Annotated in this window: 19 protein-coding genes and 1 pseudogene; 11 read left to right on the top strand and 9 right to left on the bottom strand. The window is 68.4% G+C overall.

What is annotated here, in order from left to right:
* Window positions 1-146: 146 nt before the first annotated feature.
* From M3330_RS21875 to M3330_RS21905, 7 genes and pseudogenes are all read left to right on the top strand, one after another.
* Window positions 147-1,052 (top strand): MFS transporter, encoded by a 906-nt coding sequence (locus M3330_RS21875; RefSeq protein WP_255026337.1) that lies wholly within the window; start codon window positions 147-149, stop codon window positions 1,050-1,052.
* Window positions 1,010-1,459, top strand: coding sequence for a hypothetical protein (locus M3330_RS21880; RefSeq protein ID WP_255026339.1), 450 nt, complete (start codon window positions 1,010-1,012; stop codon window positions 1,457-1,459). The genes M3330_RS21875 and M3330_RS21880 overlap by 43 nt, the downstream gene beginning before the upstream one ends.
* 81 nt (window positions 1,460-1,540) lie before the next feature.
* A pseudogene (locus M3330_RS21885) lies at window positions 1,541-1,975 on the top strand (winged helix-turn-helix domain-containing protein); the annotation flags it as partial.
* Window positions 1,976-2,136: 161 nt separating this feature from the next.
* Entirely contained in the window at window positions 2,137-3,354 is a 1,218-nt protein-coding gene (gene coaE / locus M3330_RS21890) for a dephospho-CoA kinase (protein WP_255026341.1), read from the top strand.
* Window positions 3,355-3,451: 97 nt separating this feature from the next.
* Window positions 3,452-4,594 carry an LLM class flavin-dependent oxidoreductase gene (locus M3330_RS21895; RefSeq protein ID WP_019289657.1) on the top strand — a complete coding sequence of 381 codons (1,143 nt, stop codon included), beginning with the start codon at window positions 3,452-3,454 and terminating at the stop codon, window positions 4,592-4,594.
* Window positions 4,591-5,253, top strand: a complete 663-nt coding sequence (locus tag M3330_RS21900) for an FMN reductase (RefSeq protein WP_024101166.1) — start codon at window positions 4,591-4,593, stop codon at window positions 5,251-5,253. The genes M3330_RS21895 and M3330_RS21900 overlap by 4 nt, the downstream gene beginning before the upstream one ends.
* 239 nt (window positions 5,254-5,492) lie before the next feature.
* Window positions 5,493-6,146 carry a TetR/AcrR family transcriptional regulator gene (locus tag M3330_RS21905; RefSeq protein ID WP_255026342.1) on the top strand — a complete coding sequence of 218 codons (654 nt, stop codon included), beginning with the start codon at window positions 5,493-5,495 and terminating at the stop codon, window positions 6,144-6,146.
* A gap of 26 nt (window positions 6,147-6,172) precedes the next feature.
* Here the strand turns inward: M3330_RS21905 and M3330_RS21910 are convergent, their stop codons facing one another.
* The 3 genes from M3330_RS21910 to M3330_RS21920 are packed head-to-tail and all read right to left on the bottom strand — an operon-like array spanning window position 6,173 to window position 6,859.
* Complete coding sequence (locus M3330_RS21910; protein ID WP_019289654.1) at window positions 6,173-6,349, bottom strand: hypothetical protein; 177 nt, start codon at window positions 6,347-6,349, stop codon at window positions 6,173-6,175.
* Window positions 6,339-6,563 (bottom strand): sigma factor-like helix-turn-helix DNA-binding protein, encoded by a 225-nt coding sequence (locus M3330_RS21915; protein ID WP_255026343.1) that lies wholly within the window; start codon window positions 6,561-6,563, stop codon window positions 6,339-6,341. The genes M3330_RS21910 and M3330_RS21915 overlap by 11 nt, the downstream gene beginning before the upstream one ends.
* A complete protein-coding gene (locus tag M3330_RS21920) occupies window positions 6,491-6,859 on the bottom strand; it encodes an RNA polymerase sigma factor (RefSeq protein ID WP_255026344.1) in 369 nt (122 codons plus the stop codon). The genes M3330_RS21915 and M3330_RS21920 overlap by 73 nt, the downstream gene beginning before the upstream one ends.
* A 424-nt stretch (window positions 6,860-7,283) precedes the next feature.
* On the opposite strand from M3330_RS21920, the gene M3330_RS21925 reads away from it, so the two are divergent.
* Window positions 7,284-7,694, top strand: a complete 411-nt coding sequence (locus tag M3330_RS21925; RefSeq protein WP_255026346.1) for a response regulator transcription factor — start codon at window positions 7,284-7,286, stop codon at window positions 7,692-7,694.
* Window positions 7,695-7,697: 3 nt separating this feature from the next.
* Here the strand turns inward: M3330_RS21925 and M3330_RS21930 are convergent, their stop codons facing one another.
* The 3 genes from M3330_RS21930 to M3330_RS21940 all read right to left on the bottom strand — a co-directional run bounded on the left by M3330_RS21930 (window position 7,698) and on the right by M3330_RS21940 (window position 10,579).
* Entirely contained in the window at window positions 7,698-7,829 is a 132-nt protein-coding gene (locus M3330_RS21930; RefSeq protein WP_006553992.1) for a putative transporter small subunit, read from the bottom strand.
* On the bottom strand, window positions 7,826-9,598 hold the full coding sequence (locus tag M3330_RS21935) for a sodium:solute symporter family protein (RefSeq protein ID WP_033097703.1): 1,773 nt from the start codon (window positions 9,596-9,598) through the stop codon (window positions 7,826-7,828). Before M3330_RS21935 ends, M3330_RS21930 begins: the two co-directional genes overlap by 4 nt.
* Window positions 9,599-10,060: 462 nt before the next feature.
* On the bottom strand, window positions 10,061-10,579 hold the full coding sequence (locus tag M3330_RS21940; protein ID WP_033097704.1) for a DUF402 domain-containing protein: 519 nt from the start codon (window positions 10,577-10,579) through the stop codon (window positions 10,061-10,063).
* Between the two features lie 69 nt (window positions 10,580-10,648).
* Between M3330_RS21940 and uvrB the strand changes: the two genes are divergently transcribed.
* The 3 genes from uvrB (at window position 10,649) to M3330_RS21955 (ending at window position 14,336) form a co-directional block, all read left to right on the top strand.
* Window positions 10,649-12,808, top strand: coding sequence for an excinuclease ABC subunit UvrB (gene uvrB / locus M3330_RS21945; RefSeq protein ID WP_019289647.1), 2,160 nt, complete (start codon window positions 10,649-10,651; stop codon window positions 12,806-12,808).
* 46 nt (window positions 12,809-12,854) lie between these two features.
* On the top strand, window positions 12,855-13,727 hold the full coding sequence (locus tag M3330_RS21950; RefSeq protein WP_039584007.1) for a hypothetical protein: 873 nt from the start codon (window positions 12,855-12,857) through the stop codon (window positions 13,725-13,727).
* Between the two features lie 156 nt (window positions 13,728-13,883).
* Entirely contained in the window at window positions 13,884-14,336 is a 453-nt protein-coding gene (locus M3330_RS21955) for a universal stress protein (protein ID WP_006553987.1), read from the top strand.
* Between the two features lie 4 nt (window positions 14,337-14,340).
* On the opposite strand, the gene M3330_RS21960 is transcribed toward M3330_RS21955, so the two are convergent.
* From M3330_RS21960 to M3330_RS21970, 3 genes are all read right to left on the bottom strand, one after another.
* Window positions 14,341-14,793 (bottom strand): DUF732 domain-containing protein, encoded by a 453-nt coding sequence (locus M3330_RS21960; protein ID WP_255026348.1) that lies wholly within the window; start codon window positions 14,791-14,793, stop codon window positions 14,341-14,343.
* Window positions 14,794-14,871: 78 nt separating this feature from the next.
* Window positions 14,872-17,133, bottom strand: a complete 2,262-nt coding sequence (locus M3330_RS21965; RefSeq protein WP_255028979.1) for an ATP-binding domain-containing protein — start codon at window positions 17,131-17,133, stop codon at window positions 14,872-14,874.
* Window positions 17,134-17,367: 234 nt separating this feature from the next.
* Entirely contained in the window at window positions 17,368-18,399 is a 1,032-nt protein-coding gene (locus M3330_RS21970; protein ID WP_039584012.1) for a DoxX family protein, read from the bottom strand.
* Window positions 18,400-18,433 lie beyond the last annotated feature (34 nt).

Consider the following 18,433-nt stretch of genomic DNA (forward strand, 5'->3'; position numbering starts at 1 on the left):
CCGTGATCGATGTGTGATCCCCGGCGCCCCTCCGAGGGGAGACGTCGACGGTTCTCTCGGCCGTCCAAGAAGTACACCCGGTTCGTCCCAAGCGACGCGGCGCACCGTGTCCGAGGTCCACACACCTCGACACGGAAGGATTCTCGATGACCACACCGACCCCCGCGAGAAGTACCGCGACGAAACGGATCACGCTGCTGGTGGTGTGCGTGACGACGGCGATGCTCATGCTCGACATCGCCGTCGTCAACACCGCACTGCCGTCGATCGCCGTCGACCTCGACGCGGGCGTCAGTTCACTGCAGTGGGTGATCGACGCCTACACCCTCGCCCTGGCCACAGCCGTCCTCGGCGCCGGGTCGTGGGCCGATCGTCGCGGCCGCCGAGTGTTCGTCGTCGGCCTCGTCTGGTTCACGGGCGCCTCGCTCCTGTGCGCCCTCGCACCGACGATCCGGGTCCTCGATCTCGCCCGGGCAGTGCAAGGCATCGGTGGGGCGGTCCTGTTCGCCTGCTCGCTCGCCCTCCTCGCCGACGTCTTCGACCGAGGGCGGGCGCGGGCGTCGGCCCTGACCGCCTACGGCGCGACCATCGGCGGCGCCTTCGCGGTCGGTCCGCTCGTCGGAGGTCTGCTCACCGAACTGCTGGACTGGCGCGCGATCTTCTTCGTCAACGTGCCGATCGGTCTCGTGACCCTGCTCCTGACCCTGCGCTGGGTGTCCGAATCGCGAGATCTCCGTCCGCGCGCCGCCGACGTGCCGGGGCAGCTCCTGGCCGCGGTGGGGCTGGCGGCGTTCGTGTTCGCCGTGCTGCGTGGCCACGAGATCGGGTGGTCCGATGCGCAGGCCGTCATCGCCTTCGTGCTCGCTGTCGGTGCCCTCGTCGCCTTCGTCGCGCACGAGATGCGCACCGCCGAACCGATGCTGCCCCGTACCTGCCCGCGACCGTCGCCATGTTCGTCGTCGCCGGTGCGACGGCGAAACACGATCGTGTCGTCCCTGCGTGGGTCTCGTTGTCGTGCTCACTGGCGCTCGTCGCCGTCGGGTTGCTCATGATGACGGTCGCCGAGGCGGACAGTTCGAAGTACGTACTGCTGCCGGGACTCGTCGTGGCCTGCGCGGCCGCCGGCGCGTTCAACCCGGCGATGAGCGGGATCGTCCTCGGGGAGAGCACCGCGGCGCATTCCGGTCTCGCGGCCGGTATCAACGACGCTTTCCGTCAGACCGGCATCGCCGTCGGCGTCGCGGTGCTCGGGATGTTCCTGCCGGCCGAGTCGCTGTTGCCCGGCGGATCACCGCAGGACTTCGTGTCGGGCCTGCAGGGGGCGCTCGTGGCGGCGGCGTTCGTTGCGGCTCTCGGAACCGTGGTGTGTGCAGTCTGCCTGCGTCCCCGGCCGCAGACCGCACCGGTGTTCGGGGACGCCGAGAGCGACACGGTCGAACTCCCGGCCGTGACGGGATGAGAAGTCGCCGCGCACCCGGCGAAAACGGTCCTTACACTGCAACGATCGCGTAGTTCGGCCGGGGTCGAGGGGGCTCACCACATGATGTACCGACTGCTCGGACCGCTGGAGGTGGTCCGGGTCGCGTCGACGGCCGATCCGGCGGTGCCCCCGTCGGAGTCACAGGTCGATCTCGGGCCGCGCAAGCAGCGAGCGGTCCTCGCCGTCCTGCTGCTCAACCGGGGGCGGGTGATCTCCACCGACCGGCTGATCGATGCCCTGTGGCAGGACGAGGCGCCTGCCAGTGCGATGGCGAGCATCCAGGCGTACATCTCCAATCTGCGCAGGGTGCTGAGAGGGGAGAGCGGTGCGGCCTCCCCGATCGTGCGCCAGCCGCCCGGCTACGTCCTCGATATCCCGGCCGAGTCGGTCGACCTGGCCCGCTTCCTCGACGACGCCGAGACTGCCCGTCGGCATGCCGAGAACGGGGAATGGGAGTTCGCACTCGACACCGCCGACCGTGCCCTCGACTCCGTGTCGTCCTACCGGCGGACCGGCTACTACCCGACGGTGTACACCGTCGACTTCGACGAACAGGCGGGCGAGTATGTCGTCGCGCTGTCGGGGCTGACGATGCGCGAGGCCTCGTAGGGACCGCGAAGGTGCCTCGGTGACGTGGTGATGCGAGACTGGGCAACGTGCTGCGAATGGGGTTGACCGGAGGAATCGGCGCGGGCAAGTCGACCGTCGCCAAGGAGCTCGTCGAACTCGGGGCGGTGATCGTCGACTCCGATGTCGTCGCCCGGGAGATCGTCGCTCCCGGCTCCGAGGGCCTCGCCGAGCTCGTGGACGCCTTCGGTGAGGACATCCTGCAGCCCGACGGCACCCTCGACCGTCCTGCCCTCGCCGCGAAGGCGTTCGCCAGCGAGGACGCGCGCGCGGTTCTCAACGCCATCACCCATCCCCGGGTCGGACGCCGCACCGCCGAGCTGGTCGCCGCTGCGCCCGACGACGCGGTGGTCGTGCAGGACATCCCGTTGCTCGTCGAGGGCGGGATGGCGCCGGCCTTCCACCTCGTCGCCGTCGTGCACGCCGACGAGGCGGAGCGGATCCGGCGTCTCGTCGAACTGCGCGGCATGCCCGAGGCGGACGCCCGCGCGCGGATCGCGGCGCAGGCGACGGAGGAACAGCGACGCGAGGTCGCCGACGTGTGGCTCGACAACACCGGTGATCAGCAGGTGCTGGTCGAGCAGGTCCGGACGCTGTGGAACGATCGCCTGGTGCCGTTCGAGAAAAATCTGCGCACCGGTGTGGTGGTCGAGGCGGATCCGGTTCTCGTGCCCGCGCGCGAGGAATGGCATCGGCAGGCGCAGCGGCTCGTCGCCCGGCTGGCCCTCGCAGCCGGGGGCGCGGCGAAGCGTATCGACCACGTGGGCTCCACCGCGGTGCCCGGTCTGGCCGCCGTCGACGTCATCGACCTGCAGATCACCGTCGGCGATCTCGCGGCAGCCGATGCGCTCGCACCCGCCTTGGCTGCTGCGGGCTTCCCGCGCATCGACCATGTGGTGACCGACGATCCGAAACCGTCCTACGGGGCCGGGGGAGAGACCGACCCGGCGGTGTGGGAGATGCGGTTGCACGGCAGCGCCGATCCCGGCCGTCCGGCGCGGGTGGCGGTCCGGGTGGACGGCTGGCCCGCCCAGCAGTTCGCGTTGCTACTGCGCGACTGGCTGTCCGCGGTCGACACCGCGAAGCGCGAGTACGCCGACCTCAAGACCGATGCCGCAGTCGGGGCGTCGCAGAAGACGGATCGTGCCGAGGCGGCGGCCACCTACGCAGCGCTCAAGGCGCCGTGGTTCGACCGGGCGCATCACCGCGCGTGGGAGTGGGCCGAGAGCACCGGCTGGTCGGCCTAGGGGGTCCGGATCCCGGGCGGAGACCCGCCCGGGAATCTTCCGGGCGACCCGCCCGTTAGAATAGTTGACAGTTCAACTACTTGACGGAGGTTCGACCGTGCAGTTCGGCATCTTCACCATCGGCGACGTCACGCGCGACCCCACGACGGGCCGGGTCCCCACCGAACATGAGCGCATCGTCGCGATGACGAAGATCGCGCTGAAGGCCGAGGAGGTGGGCCTGGACGTCTTCGCGTCCGGCGAGCACCACAATCCCCCCTTCGTCCCGTCCTCGCCGACGACGATGCTCGGCTGGATCGCCGCGAGGACCGAGAAGCTCATCCTCTCGACCGCGACCACCCTCATCACCACCAACGACCCGGTGAAGATCGCCGAGGACTTCGCGATGCTCCAGCACCTGTCCGGCGGCCGCGTCGACCTCATGATGGGACGCGGGAACACCGGACCGGTCTACCCGTGGTTCGGCAAGGACATCCGGCAGGGCATCCCGCTCGCCATCGAGAACTACCACCTGCTGCGACGGCTCTGGCGCGAACGCGTCGTCGACTGGGAGGGCAAGTTCCGCACACCGCTGCACGGCTACACCTCCACCCCGTGGCCGCTCGACGACACCCCGCCCTTCGTCTGGCACGGTTCCATCCGTTCGTCCGAGATCGCGGAACAGGCCGCCTTCTACGGCGACGGCTTCTTCCACAACAACATCTTCTGGAACAAGGAACACATCCAGCAGATGATCGCTCTCTACCGGCAGCGGTTCGAGCAGTACGGTCACGGTGCCGCAGACCAGGCCGTCGTCGGGCTCGGTGGCCAGGTGTTCATGGCGGAGACCGAGGCCGAGGCGAAACGGATCTTCCGTCCCTATTTCGACAACGCCCCCGTCTACGGCCACGGCCCGTCGCTCGAGGATTTCTCGACGATGACACCGCTGACCGTCGGCACACCCGAGCAGGTCGTCGAACGCACGCTCGGTTTCGCCGACTACGCCGGCGACTATCAGCGTCAGCTGTTCCTCATGGACCACGCCGGCCTGCCGCTCGACGTCGTGCTCGAGCAGATCGAGATCCTCGGCCGGGAGGTCGTGCCGGTACTGCGAGCGGAATTCGAACGCCGCCGCCCCGCGCACGTGCCGTCCGACCCGCCCACACACAGCACGCTCGCCGCGCAGGGAGCCGACTCGGCGCACCGTCAGGTGATCCCGGCCCGCGTCGACCTCGTGCCGGAAGAGGTGGACGCCCGATGACCCGCCGTATCGTCGTCGTCAGCGGTGGCCTGGCCGAGCCGTCCACCACCCGTCTGCTCGCCGACCGCATCGCCGAGGCCACTCGTGTCGCGGTCGGCACGCGCGGAGACGACGCGGAAACCGAGGTCATCGAATTACGCAGCCTCGCGATGGATCTGGCCACCACCTTCACCGCCGGTGTCCCTACCGCAGCGGTCGCACGAGCCCGTGAACAACTCGCGACCGCCGACGGTCTGATCGCGGTGAGCCCGGTTTTCGCCGCCGGTTACTCGGGTCTGTTCAAGATGTTCTTCGACGCGCTCGATCCGGACACGCTCACCGGTGTGCCCACGTTGCTCGCCGCGACCGCGGGTAGCGCCCGACACTCACTGGTCCTCGACCATGCGATGCGCCCGCTGCTGAGCTATCTGCGTGCGCTCGTCGTGCCCACCGGCGTCTTCGCCACCACCGACGACTTCGGAACAGGCGAGGCGGCCACGGCACTGAAGGGGCGGATCGGCAGGGCGGCGGACGAACTCGCCGAGCAGATCACCCGCAGCACGGGATCACCCCGCGGGTTCTCGGACGCCGTGCCCGCCGGACGGCCGCGCGTGTCGGGAAACGCGGTCCGCACGGACGGGCCGTCCTTCCGGGAACTGCTCGGACGTCACCTGGGGTGAGCCCCGACGTCGCGGACCGGTTCGGTCGTCCGCCGGCGGATGCGCGCTGAGCAGGTTCGCGGCGAGAGCGAAGCTCGGCCGCCGGGCCGTTCGCCCGGTGCAGCCCGCCGAGAACGAATCGGCGACTTGTCGTTCCCTGAAGCGACACCTATAGTTCCTTAAGTTATGGGGTCTAACTCAAGGTGACCGGAGGAACGAGCGGGGTGGCCGGCGTCCGCAGACGTGTACGCAAGATCGACATGGAGGACATCATCCGTGTCGGTCGAGCGATCGGGCTGCGACAGTTGAGCCTCAACGCTGTCGCCGCGGAACTCGGCGTCTCCACAACGGCGCTGTACCGCCACGTGGACGGTCGCTGGGGACTCGAACTCGTCGTGGGGGAGAGTCTGCTCGGCGATCTCGTTCTGCATGACGATCCGGAGCACGACATCGAACGGCACCTGCTGTCGTTCGGTCTGCAGCTACGCGCGTTCGTCCTTGCCCATGCGGGCCTGGGAACCTACATGCAGACCCTCTTCCCGCGTGGGGAAGCGGGGCAGCGGCTGATGGTGAGCGAGGTCGAGGCTCTCGTGCGCCGCGGGTACACACCCGACGTCGCGGTCGCACTGGCGAGTGCGGTGGCGAGCGCCGCGATCAACTTCGCGGTCGCCGAGGAAGCACAGCTCGAGCGTATCTCGGGGCTCCGGCAGCAACGCGACGACGTCGCCGAACGGCTGAGCACCGACGAACGCTTGGGTGAGGCCCATCGCGAGCTTCCGGAATTCGACCACGAAGGATTCTCGACGATGGTCCTCACGGCGACGATCCGAGGTCTACTGGCGGTCGGTCCGGTCGGGCGACCACTGCACGAGGTGGTCGCCGATCTCGGATCGACCGGGATGGGACTGCGATGATGCGGGCCGGATCTCTGCAGGGCAGGCTACCTCGAGTCGGGATCGGTTGCGTCGACGACGAATTCCGGCTTCGGCAGCTCGTCGTTGCCGTGATCATCGAGTTGTTCGATCGGCAGGTCGTCGATGGCGGGGTGCTCGATATCGTTCTCATCGATTCCCTCGACGGGGGCAACGAAATCGGTTCGCTCTGCGTCATTGCTCATCCTTCCGGGTTGTCCTCGGCGGTTCGGTGCCCTCCGTGTCGGCGTACCCGACCGTCGGTCGGAGGGCAACCTCTTCGGCGCCGAGCAGTGCCGGACTCAGTAGATCGGCGAGTTGCATACGGGCACGCCTGATCCGGCTCTTCACCGTCTGCACACCCACGCCCTGGTGCGTTGCGATCTCGGCGTAACCGAGCTGCGCATACTCACGCAACACGATGACAACCCGAAACTGTTCGGGGAGAAGGAGAAAAGCTCGCCGGACCACATCACCGTCGACCACGCTCTCGGCGAGAGGCGTTTCCCCGGAGACGTATTCGCCCCGAGCCGTTCGTCGAGGACCTCACCACGTCGCGTCCGCACGACAGCGAGCGCCGCATTGCTCGCGATGCGATACAACCACGTTCCGGATGCTGCTGTGCCACGGAATCTGCCGAGATTCTGCCACGCCGCGATCAGCGCATCCTCGGCGTCGTGCCGGTTTCCTGTGATCCGGACGCAGACCGCCCACACGCCTTCCCGTGACGGTGCGACGAGCTCGGCGAACGCTGCCCGATCGCCTGCCCGTCACCGCTCGATCAACTCGGCTTCGTCCATCGAGCCCCCTCGCCATCCCGAGCAGTCACATTGCCCCACATGCGCATTCGAGACTCGGCTCGACGGGCGGCGGAGTTACGAACGTTTCGCGGCCCGAAGTGGTCGACGCCGTCGGGGGCAGCGTCGACCACCCGTCGACAATACCGCGAGATCAGTTCTCGCCCAAGCCTATCTCCTCGGAGCGGACGAACTTCACGTACTGGGTGGCCAAGCGCTGTGACATCGTACGAAGCGAGTCGTTCTCGGGAGCCTCGTTCCCCACCGGCCGCAGCCCGAGAGTTCGGCCACGTACCGCTCGTGGACCATCGACCGTCTCCGCGAGCGCAGCCTCGAAGTCCCGGTGCTCGTGCTCACGACCTTCGGCGACGACGAACTCGTGCTCGCGGCCCTACGTGCCGGAGCCCGGGGATATCTCCTCGAGGACGTCACGCTCGAGCAACTCGCCCGTGCGGTACGGACCCTCGAGGAGGGTGGCACGCTCGTCGCCCCCTCGATCACCGACCGGTTGCTGCGCGCGATCCGCTCCGCTCCACAGCCCGACGACACCCCGGTCGTGCAGGAGTTGACCGAACGTGAACTCGAGGTGCTGCGGTTGATGGCCGAGGGCTTCGGCAACCGCATGATCGCCGACGTGCTGTTCCTGGCCGAGGGCACCGTGAAGAACCACGTGTCGTCGATCCTGCTCGAGCTCGGCGGCCGGGACCGCACGAATGCGGTCCTCCGAGCCGTGCGGGAGGGAATCCTGCGGTGACGGTCAGATCAGATCCTCGCCGTCCCGTCGGGCCTGCAGCCACTCCTTGAAGAACCCGCGGCAGAGCGCCGCCAGCACACCGGCGACGAGTACGGGCCAGATCAGGACGTAGACGGTCAGTGCGAGCGTGCTCATCGGTTCTCCTTCTCCGGAGTGGTCGCCGCGGCGTCCGTCTCGGACCCAGGGGTTTTCGCCGAGGCAGGGACGTTCGCCGAGGCAGGGGCGTTCGGGGAGTCAGGGTCGGTTTCGGGTGTCACGTCGTCCGCAGCCACGTCGAAGTCACCGACACGCTGCGCGATGACCTCGAAGTCGAAGTTCTCGTCGGAGTTCACGGACATCGCCCAGCACACGACCGTGCTGACCGCGTAGGCGACGAGCGAGGCGCTGAGCACGGCGTAGTCGTGGACCGAGCCGAGCGCGAAGGGCGCCACGACCCCCGCGGCGACGACACCGATGACGCGTGCGGCCCGGAGTCCGAAGAAGCCGAATGCCATCAGACCCGCGATCACGCCGACACCGACGACCGATGCGATGTCCACCGTCCAGGCGAGCACCCCGTCCATCGGGAACCACCCGAAACGCACCGGCAGGAACGCTGCCAGGGCGACGAGCACCGACGTCGTGAACGCCTTGTTGGTGACCTTGTGCCAGTAGAAGCTCGCGATGACGGGGAAGACCAGCGCACCCCAGAGCGCGCCGACGAACACGAGCAGGTCGAGGATGCTCAATCTCATGCTCGCGAACGCCACGGCGGCTGCGGTCGCGACGACCATCGTGGCGCGCCCGATGAAGAGCATCCGCTTGGGATCGGCATTGCGGGTGCCGCCGGCGATGTTCTGGCCGTAGATGTCGGCCATGACGATCGACGACAGCGCCGACAGGTCGGAATCGGCCGTGGACGACAGCGCACCGATGATCATGACGAAGAACACGACGACCAGAGCCGTGGGCAGGAAGGACGCCACCATCTGCGGCACGATGTTGTTGACGTCGCCGTCCATCGGGTCGATGCCCAGGTACAGCGCGAGCACACCGAACATGCCGACGCCGATGACGGTGGCGCCGTAGCCGATCGTCGCGGTGACGAAGGTGGGCTTGATGAGATCCTCCCGCACCGCGAACAGGCGCTGCGCGATCGTCTGGTTGCCGATGGCGTACGCGAGCACGGCGGCGATGTACGGTGCGCCCTGGTTCAGGAAGGCATCGCTGGAGAAGAAGTCGCTCTGCTGGTCGGTGAGGTTCCCGGAACCACCGTCGAACGCGTCGGGGAAGCCGGTGATGAAGAAGACCGCCGGGATGATGACAACGACCGCACCGAGCATCGCCACGACCTGCATGAAGTCGGTGAGCACGGACGCTCGGAAGCCGGACCACAGGGTGTAGAGCAGCACACCGGCGGCGATGAAGACGACACCCTGGACGAAGCCGAACGGCGAGATCAGCGAGATGAGCACACCGCCGGCGATGAAGTTGGACATCAGGCTGATGAGGCTGCCGACGAGATTCGAACCGGCCAGCATGAGCTGGCTCGACCGCCCGTGCCGGGCGAACATGACCTCGGCGAGGGTGTGTGCTTTCGGGGCGACCGCGCGGATGCGCTTCCCGAAGGGGTAGATGAACAGGATCATCAACGCGCCCCACAGCCCGTAGTGGATCGGGCCGGAGATGCCGTAGGTGTATCCGGAGGTCGCCGACGCGTACAGCGAGGACGCCCAGATCCAGGTGGCGGTCATGCTGGCCGCCGACACCCCGAAACCGACCTTGTTGCCGGCGGTCATGTAGCCGTCGGCGTTCTCGTCCTTCTTCCCGATTCGGGCGGAGACGAGAAGCGTTCCGCCGTAGAAGATTACGAGCAGGGCAACGATCGTCGCGGCGCTGAACTGAACGAGCTCGGTGCCGTTCACTGCGACCTCCTTCGTGTTCGCGTCACGTCCGCGGTCGTCGGAGCGCAGTGGAAGGCAGGGCGCGCTGCACGCGTCCTGTCTGTCGGTTCCGCTGCGGCGTCGGTCCGATCCACCGCCGGACGGTGGGCATGCGTCGGGCGCCCGATCGGCCACGGGCCGGCGGGCGCGGCATACCGCTCCAGCAGGGCACGCCCGGATCCGGGCGTGTGCCGACGAAGTGATCGGCGGCGTTCTCGTCGGCGCTCGTGGGCTGCACGGGCGCGCGCCGCCGGCGCGAGGGGTGTCCTCGGTCGGGTGATGTGCACGCGGAGGGGCGATCCGGGCCGGCCCCGATGGTCGCCTTCTCGATGCACTGCTTCGCCGGCCGGGGCAGATTACCATGTCCTTTGCGGCAGTAACTTTTTCGCTTCTGCGCCCCCGCTGTCTGCGCAGGTGACGGCACCTGCGCAGCGGTGGTGCGCGTCAGCGCCAGGAGACGGGCGCGCCCCGCTCCCGCAGCCACGCGTCGAGGTCGTGGCCGTGCGCGGCGATGCCGTCCACCGCCCGCAGTGCCGTGTCGATCGCCGTCTCGGCCGCCGCCGCGTCGATCATCCCGGCGGTGACCGCGACCACCAGTTCGTCGATGTCCTCGACCGTCGTGTCGCGGCCCGTGCGGACGATCAGGTCGAGATAGTGGTCGCGGGAGTACCAGACGTCGCCCTCGCGCCGAAACTCACCGACGTCGACGTAGCGGTCCTGGTCGCGTTCGTTGCCCGGCGTGAAATGGAAGATCGAGGCCCGCAGACGCAGGTCCGGCAGCAACCACGATTCGAGATAGTGGAACTGCGGGTGGTCGGACGATCGCGCCATGTACAGCCCCCACTCCTCGACGCGGTACTCGTCGACCGCCCGCGCGAAGCCCTTGGGGTCGATGTTGGTCTTCGTGGCGACGTCGAAGATCTCGGTCTTCACGGGATGCGGGGTCGCGGACACGGGATGCACGCTAGCGTGCGAACCGCGCCGCACGCAGGACCGCGATGCGTGTCGGTGGGAGCGCTTACTCTGGATTCCATGGCGTTCGCAAGTGAGCATCCCGTCGTCGCACACTCCGAGTTCCGGCCGGTGGGTGAGATCGAGCGCACCGAGGCCCGTTTCGAGGTCGTCAGCGAGTACGAACCGGCCGGCGATCAGCCGGCCGCCATCGACGAGCTCGAGCGCCGGCTGAGGGCGGGGGAGAAGGACGTCGTCCTGCTCGGTGCCACCGGTACCGGCAAGTCCGCCACCACCGCGTGGCTCATCGAACGCGTCCAGCGACCCACCCTCGTGATGGCGCCCAACAAGACTCTGGCCGCGCAGCTCGCCAACGAGCTGCGAGACATGTTGCCCAACAACGCAGTCGAGTACTTCGTCTCGTACTACGATTACTACCAGCCCGAGGCGTACATCGCGCAGACCGACACCTACATCGAGAAGGACTCGTCGATCAACGACGACGTCGAGCGGCTGCGGCACTCCGCCACCTCGTCGCTGCTGTCCCGCCGCGACGTCGTGGTGGTCGCGTCCGTCTCGTGCATCTACGGTCTCGGTACCCCGCAGTCCTATCTCGACCGGTCCATCCAGCTCGAGGTCGGTGTGGAGGTGCCGCGCGACGCGCTGCTGCGCCTGCTCGTCGACGTCCAGTACGCCCGCAACGACATGGCGTTCACCCGCGGATCGTTCCGCGTCAAGGGCGACACCGTCGACATCATCCCCGCCTACGAGGAACTCGCCGTGCGGATCGAGTTCTTCGGCGACGAGATCGACGCGCTGTACTACCTGCACCCGCTCACCGGCGACGTCGTGCGCAAGGTCGACTCCCTGCGCATCTTCCCGGCCACCCACTACGTCGCCGGTCCCGAGCGCATGGAACGCGCCGTCGCGAGTATCGAGGCCGAGCTCGAGGAGCGCCTGGCCGATCTGGAGAACCGCGGCAAGCTGCTCGAGGCGCAGCGTCTGCGCATGCGCACCCAGTACGACATCGAGATGATCCGGCAGGTCGGCTTCTGCTCCGGCATCGAGAACTACTCCCGCCACATCGACGGACGACCCGCCGGATCCGCGCCGGCGACGCTCATCGACTACTTCCCGGAGGACTTCCTCCTGGTCATCGACGAGTCGCACGTCACCGTGCCGCAGATCGGCGCGATGTACGAGGGCGACATGTCGCGCAAGCGCAACCTCGTCGACTTCGGTTTCCGTCTCCCGTCGGCGGTCGACAACCGGCCACTGACCTGGGAGGAGTTCGCCGCCCGCATCGGACAGACGGTCTACCTGTCGGCCACCCCCGGCCCGTACGAGCTCGGACAGACAGGTGGCGAGTTCGTCGAGCAGGTCATCCGGCCCACCGGCCTCGTCGACCCGCAGGTCGTCGTCAAGCCCACCAAGGGGCAGATCGACGATCTCGTGCACGAGATCCGCGAACGTGCCGAGCGCGACGAACGCGTCCTCGTCACCACCCTCACCAAGAAGATGGCCGAGGACCTCACCGACTACCTGCTCGAACTCGGTATCCGGGTGCGCTATCTGCACTCCGACATCGACACCCTGCGCCGCGTCGAACTGCTGCGACAACTGCGCCTGGGCGAATACGACGTGCTCGTCGGCATCAACCTGCTCCGCGAGGGTCTCGACCTCCCCGAGGTGTCGTTGGTGGCGATCCTCGACGCCGACAAGGAAGGCTTCCTACGGTCGACGACCTCGCTGATCCAGACCATCGGCCGTGCGGCCCGCAACGTCTCGGGTGAAGTGCACATGTACGCCGACAAGATCACCGACTCGATGGCGCGGGCCATTGAGGAGACCGAACGGCGGCGCGAGAAGCAGATCGCCTACAACACCGAACACGGTCTCGATCCGAAGCCGCTGCGCAAGAAGATCGCCGACATCCTCGACCAGGTCTATCAGGAGGCCGAGGACACCGAGGCCGTCGAGGTGGGCGGCTCCGGCCGCAACGCTTCGCGTGGTCGCCGAGCCCAGGGCGAGTCCGGACGGGCCGTCAGCTCCGGTGTCGTGGAAGGTCGCGACACCTCGACGATGCCGCGCGCCGAGCTCGCCGATCTCGTGCAGCAGCTCACCGACCAGATGATGCAGGCCGCCCGCGACCTGCAGTTCGAGCTGGCCGCACGGCTTCGCGACGAGATCTCCGATCTGAAGAAGGAACTGCGCGGGATGGACGCCGCGGGTCTGAAGTAGTCGCCCGGCCCGATCGGCGCCGGCGACTCGGGTAGGGTCCACTCCCATGGATCCCTCTTCCGCCGGGCGTGCTGCCCGCGCACTCGAGCTGCTGCACTTGGTCGTCTACTTCGCGCCGGACATCGCGGGTGAACTCGCCGCGCTCGGTGTCGACGGACCGGCTGCGCAGTACTTCGGTGGACGCGCGGCACCCCTGGGTGCCGTCGGCCCCGGGGTCGTGACCGCGACGTTCTGCAGCTTCTCGCCCCGCCTGGTGGCATCGGCCGTCCCGGCAGTGTGGGAGACGGCCGAGCCGGCCACGATCATCGCGGCGCGGTTGCGGGCTTTGGACGCACTCCATCGACGGGTCCTCGGGCAGGACGTACTCGGCTCCGCGGAGATGAACGAGGCGGCGGACCTCGCGGCCACCGCGGCGCGGGCGATTCCCGGCCCGGACGGTCGCCCGCTCTACGCCGCCTACGCCGATCTGCCCTGGCCCGAGGAGGCGCACCTGCGCCTGTGGCACGCCCTGACCCTGCTGCGCGAGTATCGCGGCGACGGTCATATCGCGGCCCTGCAGACGGCAGGGCTTTCGGGGCTCGATGCGCTCGTCACCCACACGGCGACCGGTATCGGGTTCGCCACTGATCCGGCCCGGAAGCTGCGGGGCTGGTCGCGGGACGAGTGGGCGGACGCCGAGAAGGGATTGCGCGGGCGCGGCCTGCTCGACAAGCGCGGCGAGCTCACCGGTGAGGGCTTCGAGGTCCGCGAACTCGTCGAGGATCTCACCGACGACCTGGCGGTCGCGCCGTGGACTGCGCTCGGTGAGGAGGGGGTGGAACGTTTGCTCGACCTCGCGTTGCCGTGGCGCGACGCCTTCGTCGACGCCGAGGTATTCCCTGCCGGCCTGTTCGGCCCGCGTTACGGTGACGCGCGGTAACATCAAACCTGATTGTGGGATGAGACCCAAACCTCCCACCCGGGCCGCCCATCTCGCTACTGTCGACGCAGCGTATGGCGGGGGAGCGTGCGTGTCCTCCGTCGACGACGGCATCGGCGGCCCGCGTCGATGGACCACACACTCGATGGAGGATGAATGAGCGCCTACCGGACCATAGTCGTCGGAACCGATGGTTCCGAATCGTCGTATCGGGCCGTGGAGAAGGCAGCTGCTCTGGCCGGCGACGCGGGCGCCCAACTGGTGATCGCCTGCGCCTACTACCCGGCCGACCCCAAGGACACCGCACAGGCCGCCGACGCGCTGCGCGACGAGGCGTACCAGGTCACCGGCTCGGCACCGACCTACGAGATCCTGCGCACCGCACGGGAGAAGGCAACCGTCGCCGGCGCCCGCAAGATCACCGAGCGGCCCATCGTCGGTGCACCTGTCGAATCGCTCCTCACGCTCGTCGAGGAGGTCGAAGCCGATCTCATCGTCATCGGCAATCGCGGCCTCAACACGCTGACCGGGCGGCTGCTCGGCTCCGTCCCCTCGGACGTCGCCCGCAAGGCCCTGTGCGACGTGCTGGTAGTGCACACGGTCCGCTGACGGATCAGCAGTACTCCTCGCGGGCGGTTTCGAGATAGCGCGCGGCGGCGTCGTCCGCCGACATGCGCGAACCCGAGGCGCCCGCGGCGTAGGCGGCGATCGGCCGGAGCGTGACGAGGACGTCGTGCTCCGGCACGCCCGCGCGCAACTGGTCGCACACCCCTCGCACCACCGCAAGCACCGTGTCGTCCGTGACGTCGGCGACCAGACCGGATGTCTCCAGTGCCTCCTTCACCCGCAGGAAACGCGCGTCGGGCGGCGTCGACGAGGTAGGGGATACCGACGTCGTGGACGTCGCGGCCTGCGCCTCGTCCTGGGTCGGCGTGACCGATCCGCACGCGGCGGAGACGAAGAACCCGCTCAGCGCCGCGATCGCAGCGCACCCCGCTCGACGTATCCGGTGGTGCGCTGCCCGATAGGCCACGTGTTCGTTCCCTCCGCGGATGATCCGTCCCATCTCCTTGCCCCGAAGGACGGTACCGTCCGGTGGCCCGTCCCGGGGTCCGCTCGGCGGTGTCGGCCGAACCGTGTCGGTTCAGCAGCGTGTCGGTCCGGCGATACCGGCCAGCACCTCCGGCAACGCCTCCGAGTGCACCACCCCGAGACGCTGGGTGGCGCGGGTCAATGCCACGTACAGGTCGTTCATCCCGCGTGAGGAATCGGTGAGAATCTCCGCAGGTTCGACGAGCAGCACCGCGTCGAACTCGAGTCCCTTGACCTCCTTGACGGTCGCGACCGTGACCGACTCGGACGCGAGGTGCTCCCACGCACCCACGAGTCGCGCCGGGGCGAGCACGGCAGTCGTACCCGGGCCGGTCTCCGCCTCGAGAGCTGCCTGCACGGTGGCGAGCACCGCGTCCGCCTCGACGTGCTGCGACCACGGCTCGAAACCGGACTCGCGCACCGACTGCGGCGGCACCTGGTCGGGATCGATCTCCGCGAGCACCGCGTGCGCGATCCGCATGATCTCCGCCGGCGTGCGGTAGTTGACCGTCAGTTCGGTCTTCTTCCACCGGTTCGCGACATACGGTTCGAGAATCTGCTGCCACGACTCGGTTCCCGCCGGATCCCCGGTCTGCGCGGTGTCGCCCACCAGGGTCATCCAGCGATTCGGGATGCGGCGCATGATCGTTCGCCACGCCATCGCCGACAACTCCTGCGCCTCGTCGACGATCACATGACCGTACGTCCAGGTGCGATCGCCGGCCGCCCGCTCCGCCGTGGTCTCGTGACGACGGTGGTTCTGCCGTTCGGCGAGCTGGGTGGCGTCGATCAGGTCGTACGCCATGAGCAGTTCGGGATCGAGGTCGTCCTCGAGATCCTGCGGTGCCGAACCGGTGAGGATGTCGAGTGCGCCCTGCGCGTCGGCGATCTGCTTGCGCCAGCGCCGCTTCGCGCGTTCGCGTTCGGCGGCGTCGTCCACCCCGAGCAGTTCGGCGAGCTCGTCGAGCAGTGGAGCGTCGGCGGCGCTGAAGTGTCCCGATGCATCGGGACGGTGCAGCGCATCGATCTGCTCGTCGGTCAGGGCCGGAGCCGCCGACGCGATCCGGTCGCGGGAGGCCAGCAGATCCGAGAGCACCTGCTGCGGGGACAGTTCCGGCCACAGCGCGTCGATCGCACCGACGATGTCGGGATCCGAACGCATCTCGGACCGGATGTCGTGGATGTCCTCCCGGCTCAACAGGTTCGCGCCACCGAGCGGGTTCGATCCGATGATCCCGGCCAACTGGTCGGCGAGGGCATCGATCACACCGTTCACGAAGATCGGCCGGGCCAGGTTGTGCGGCCGGCGGGACGACCGGGCGCGACCCCGCGCACGGGTCACGATCGTGCGGTCGAGGGTGAGCGCGTAGGTGTCGAAACTCAGCTGCACGGGGGAGCGGGGCACCTCCTGCCGGTCGCGGACCGCCTTCTCGAGCACCTTCACCATGTCCAGGGAGCCCTTCAGTTCGCCGGCCATCGGATCGTCCTCGATCGTCGGCGTGACCCCCGGATACAGATCCCCCACCGTCGACAGCAGCACGCCGGTCTCACCGAGCGAGGGCAGCACCTGACCGATGTAGTCGAGGAAGCGGCTGTTCGGGCCCACGATCAGCACGCCGCTCTTGGCCAGTTGCTTGCGGTAGGTGTAGAGCAGGTAGGCCGCGCGGTGCAGCGCGACCGCGGTCTTGCCGGTGCCCGGACCACCCTGGACGACGAGCACACTGCGATGCTCGGACCGGATGACCGCGTCCTGCTCGGCCTGGATCGTCGCCACGATGTCGTGCATCTGCCCGGTACGCGCGGCGTTCAGAGCGGCGAGCAGCGCCGATTCTCCGGCCACGCCACCGGCCGGTGGGGTGTCGGCGTGCTCGAGCGCGGCGTCGAGGTCGAGGTACTCGTCGTGCAGTGCGGTGACGGAGCGGCCGCGGCTGCGGATGTGGCGGCGCAGCACGACACCGTCCGGAGCGGCGGGGGTCGCGAGGTAGAACGGGCGGGCCTGGGGTGCGCGCCAGTCGAGCAGCAGCGACTCGTAGTCGTTGTCCTCGTCGAGGATGCCGAGGCGGCCGATGTAGCGGGTCTCCGCGCCGTCCTCCGTCACGGGGCCGGAGGTGTCCGTCCCGTCGTCCCGCACATCGATGCGGCCGAAGCACAAGCCGTGCTCGGCGGCGTCGTACTTCGCGATGTCCTCGGTGTACATGTGGGTGTACGACTCGCGTTCGCTGCGCGCCTGCGGGGTGCCTCCGGTCTCGCGCAGCACGCGGGCCAGCCGGGTCTTCGCGTAGGCGCGCAAACCGTCGAGATGCGTGTAGAGCATCGCCACGTAGGCCTGCTCGCGGTCGAGCTCCGGATGGGACGCGCCATCAACCGGCACAGGGACTCCTCGGGGATAGACAGGACGAGATCGCTCGCCGCCGCAGGGGTGGCGCGTCGACGAAAGTGCCCGAGAAGTCTAGTCGCCGCAGGAGGAAAACGGGCAGAAAGCCTGATCACAGCAGTGCGGGCGTGCGATTTCCACGCACGCCCGCACCCTTGTGCCGTAACCGGACTACTACTTCTTCTTCTCGAGCGCCTTCAGGTTCTTCGCGAGCTTCTTCTCCGCCTTCGTGCCCTGCTTGCGCGCGGCCTCGGCACGCAGACGGGCCTTCTCCGCGGCGACGTGAGCCCGAGCGTTCAGGATCGCGGACTGCTCCTCGGCGAGCTTGGCCCATTCCGAGCTGCGATCGACCGTGGTGTCCCACAGCTTCGAGCCACGCTTGCGGGCGACGTCGGCGAGCTCAGGGGTGCGCTCGCGCGCCAAACCGAGCAGTTCGGTGCCGCGTTCACGGGCGCCCTCGGCGAGTTCGGGGGCGCGCTCACGCGCGACACCGAGGATCTCGGCGCTGCGATCGCGCGCCCGTTCGGTCAGCACCGGGCCGCGGTCGCGGGCGACCTCGAGCAGTCCGCTGCTCCGCTCGCGTGCGGCCTCTGCGAGTTCGGGTGCACGTTCCTTGGCGATCTCGAGGATGTGTCCACCCTGCTCGCCGGCTTCCTCCGTCAGCGTCTTGACCCGCTCGGCGACGGTGTGCAGCGTTTCGGCCGTGTGACCGTCCGAGGAGTGGCCCGGCAGTGCAGCGGCCACCGACTTCTGCGCGGCACGCGCGGCGCGACGGCTCCGCCAGCCCAGCGACGGCTTGCCCTCGGTGTCCACGGCGGCGATGAGCAGACCGCCGATCAGGCTCACGTTCTTGATGAGCTGGGTGCGCTGCTGGGCGCGGGCCTCGGGGTCCTCGACGTTCCAGAAGTCATGGCCCGCGACGGTCGTCGGCACGAGGCTGCCGATCAGCGCGAGAGCGGACAGACGAGGTGCTTTCCCGAGTGCGAACAGGGTCCCGGCGCCGATCTGCACTGCGGCGTTGATCTGGACGAGAGTCTCGGGATTGCTGGGAAGCCGGTCGGTGATCGACGCCGGCAAGGCGTTCACAGCCTGATCGAGCCCGGGCTGCGCGGCACCTGCTTTCGGCTCGGGCTTCCGCAGGGCGTCGATACCCCCGGCGATGAAGATGGACGCGAGCATGGGCCGCGCAATTCTCCGGACGAGCATGTGGTTCCTCCCGTGGTCGGCTGTGTTTCCAAAC

This window comes from Rhodococcus sp. GA1, from assembly GCF_024321955.1.
Classification (GTDB): domain Bacteria; phylum Actinomycetota; class Actinomycetes; order Mycobacteriales; family Mycobacteriaceae; genus Rhodococcus; species Rhodococcus pyridinivorans.

Excerpts from the sequence above, each read along its gene's own strand:
- M3330_RS21970 (WP_039584012.1), bottom strand. The coding sequence starts at position 18,399 with ATGCTCGTCCGGAGAATTGCGCGGCCCATGCTCGCGTCCATCTTCATC.
- M3330_RS21905 (WP_255026342.1), top strand. The coding sequence starts at position 5,493 with ATGGAGGACATCATCCGTGTCGGTCGAGCGATCGGGCTGCGACAGTTG.
- uvrB (WP_019289647.1), top strand. The coding sequence starts at position 10,649 with ATGGCGTTCGCAAGTGAGCATCCCGTCGTCGCACACTCCGAGTTCCGG.
- M3330_RS21900 (WP_024101166.1), top strand. The coding sequence starts at position 4,591 with ATGACCCGCCGTATCGTCGTCGTCAGCGGTGGCCTGGCCGAGCCGTCC.
- M3330_RS21955 (WP_006553987.1), top strand. The coding sequence starts at position 13,884 with ATGAGCGCCTACCGGACCATAGTCGTCGGAACCGATGGTTCCGAATCG.
- M3330_RS21910 (WP_019289654.1), bottom strand. The coding sequence starts at position 6,349 with ATGAGCAATGACGCAGAGCGAACCGATTTCGTTGCCCCCGTCGAGGGA.
- M3330_RS21950 (WP_039584007.1), top strand. The coding sequence starts at position 12,855 with ATGGATCCCTCTTCCGCCGGGCGTGCTGCCCGCGCACTCGAGCTGCTG.
- M3330_RS21960 (WP_255026348.1), bottom strand. The coding sequence starts at position 14,793 with ATGGGACGGATCATCCGCGGAGGGAACGAACACGTGGCCTATCGGGCA.
- M3330_RS21875 (WP_255026337.1), top strand. The coding sequence starts at position 147 with ATGACCACACCGACCCCCGCGAGAAGTACCGCGACGAAACGGATCACG.
- M3330_RS21965 (WP_255028979.1), bottom strand. The coding sequence starts at position 17,133 with ATGCTCTACACGCATCTCGACGGTTTGCGCGCCTACGCGAAGACCCGG.
- M3330_RS21930 (WP_006553992.1), bottom strand. The coding sequence starts at position 7,829 with ATGAGCACGCTCGCACTGACCGTCTACGTCCTGATCTGGCCCGTACTC.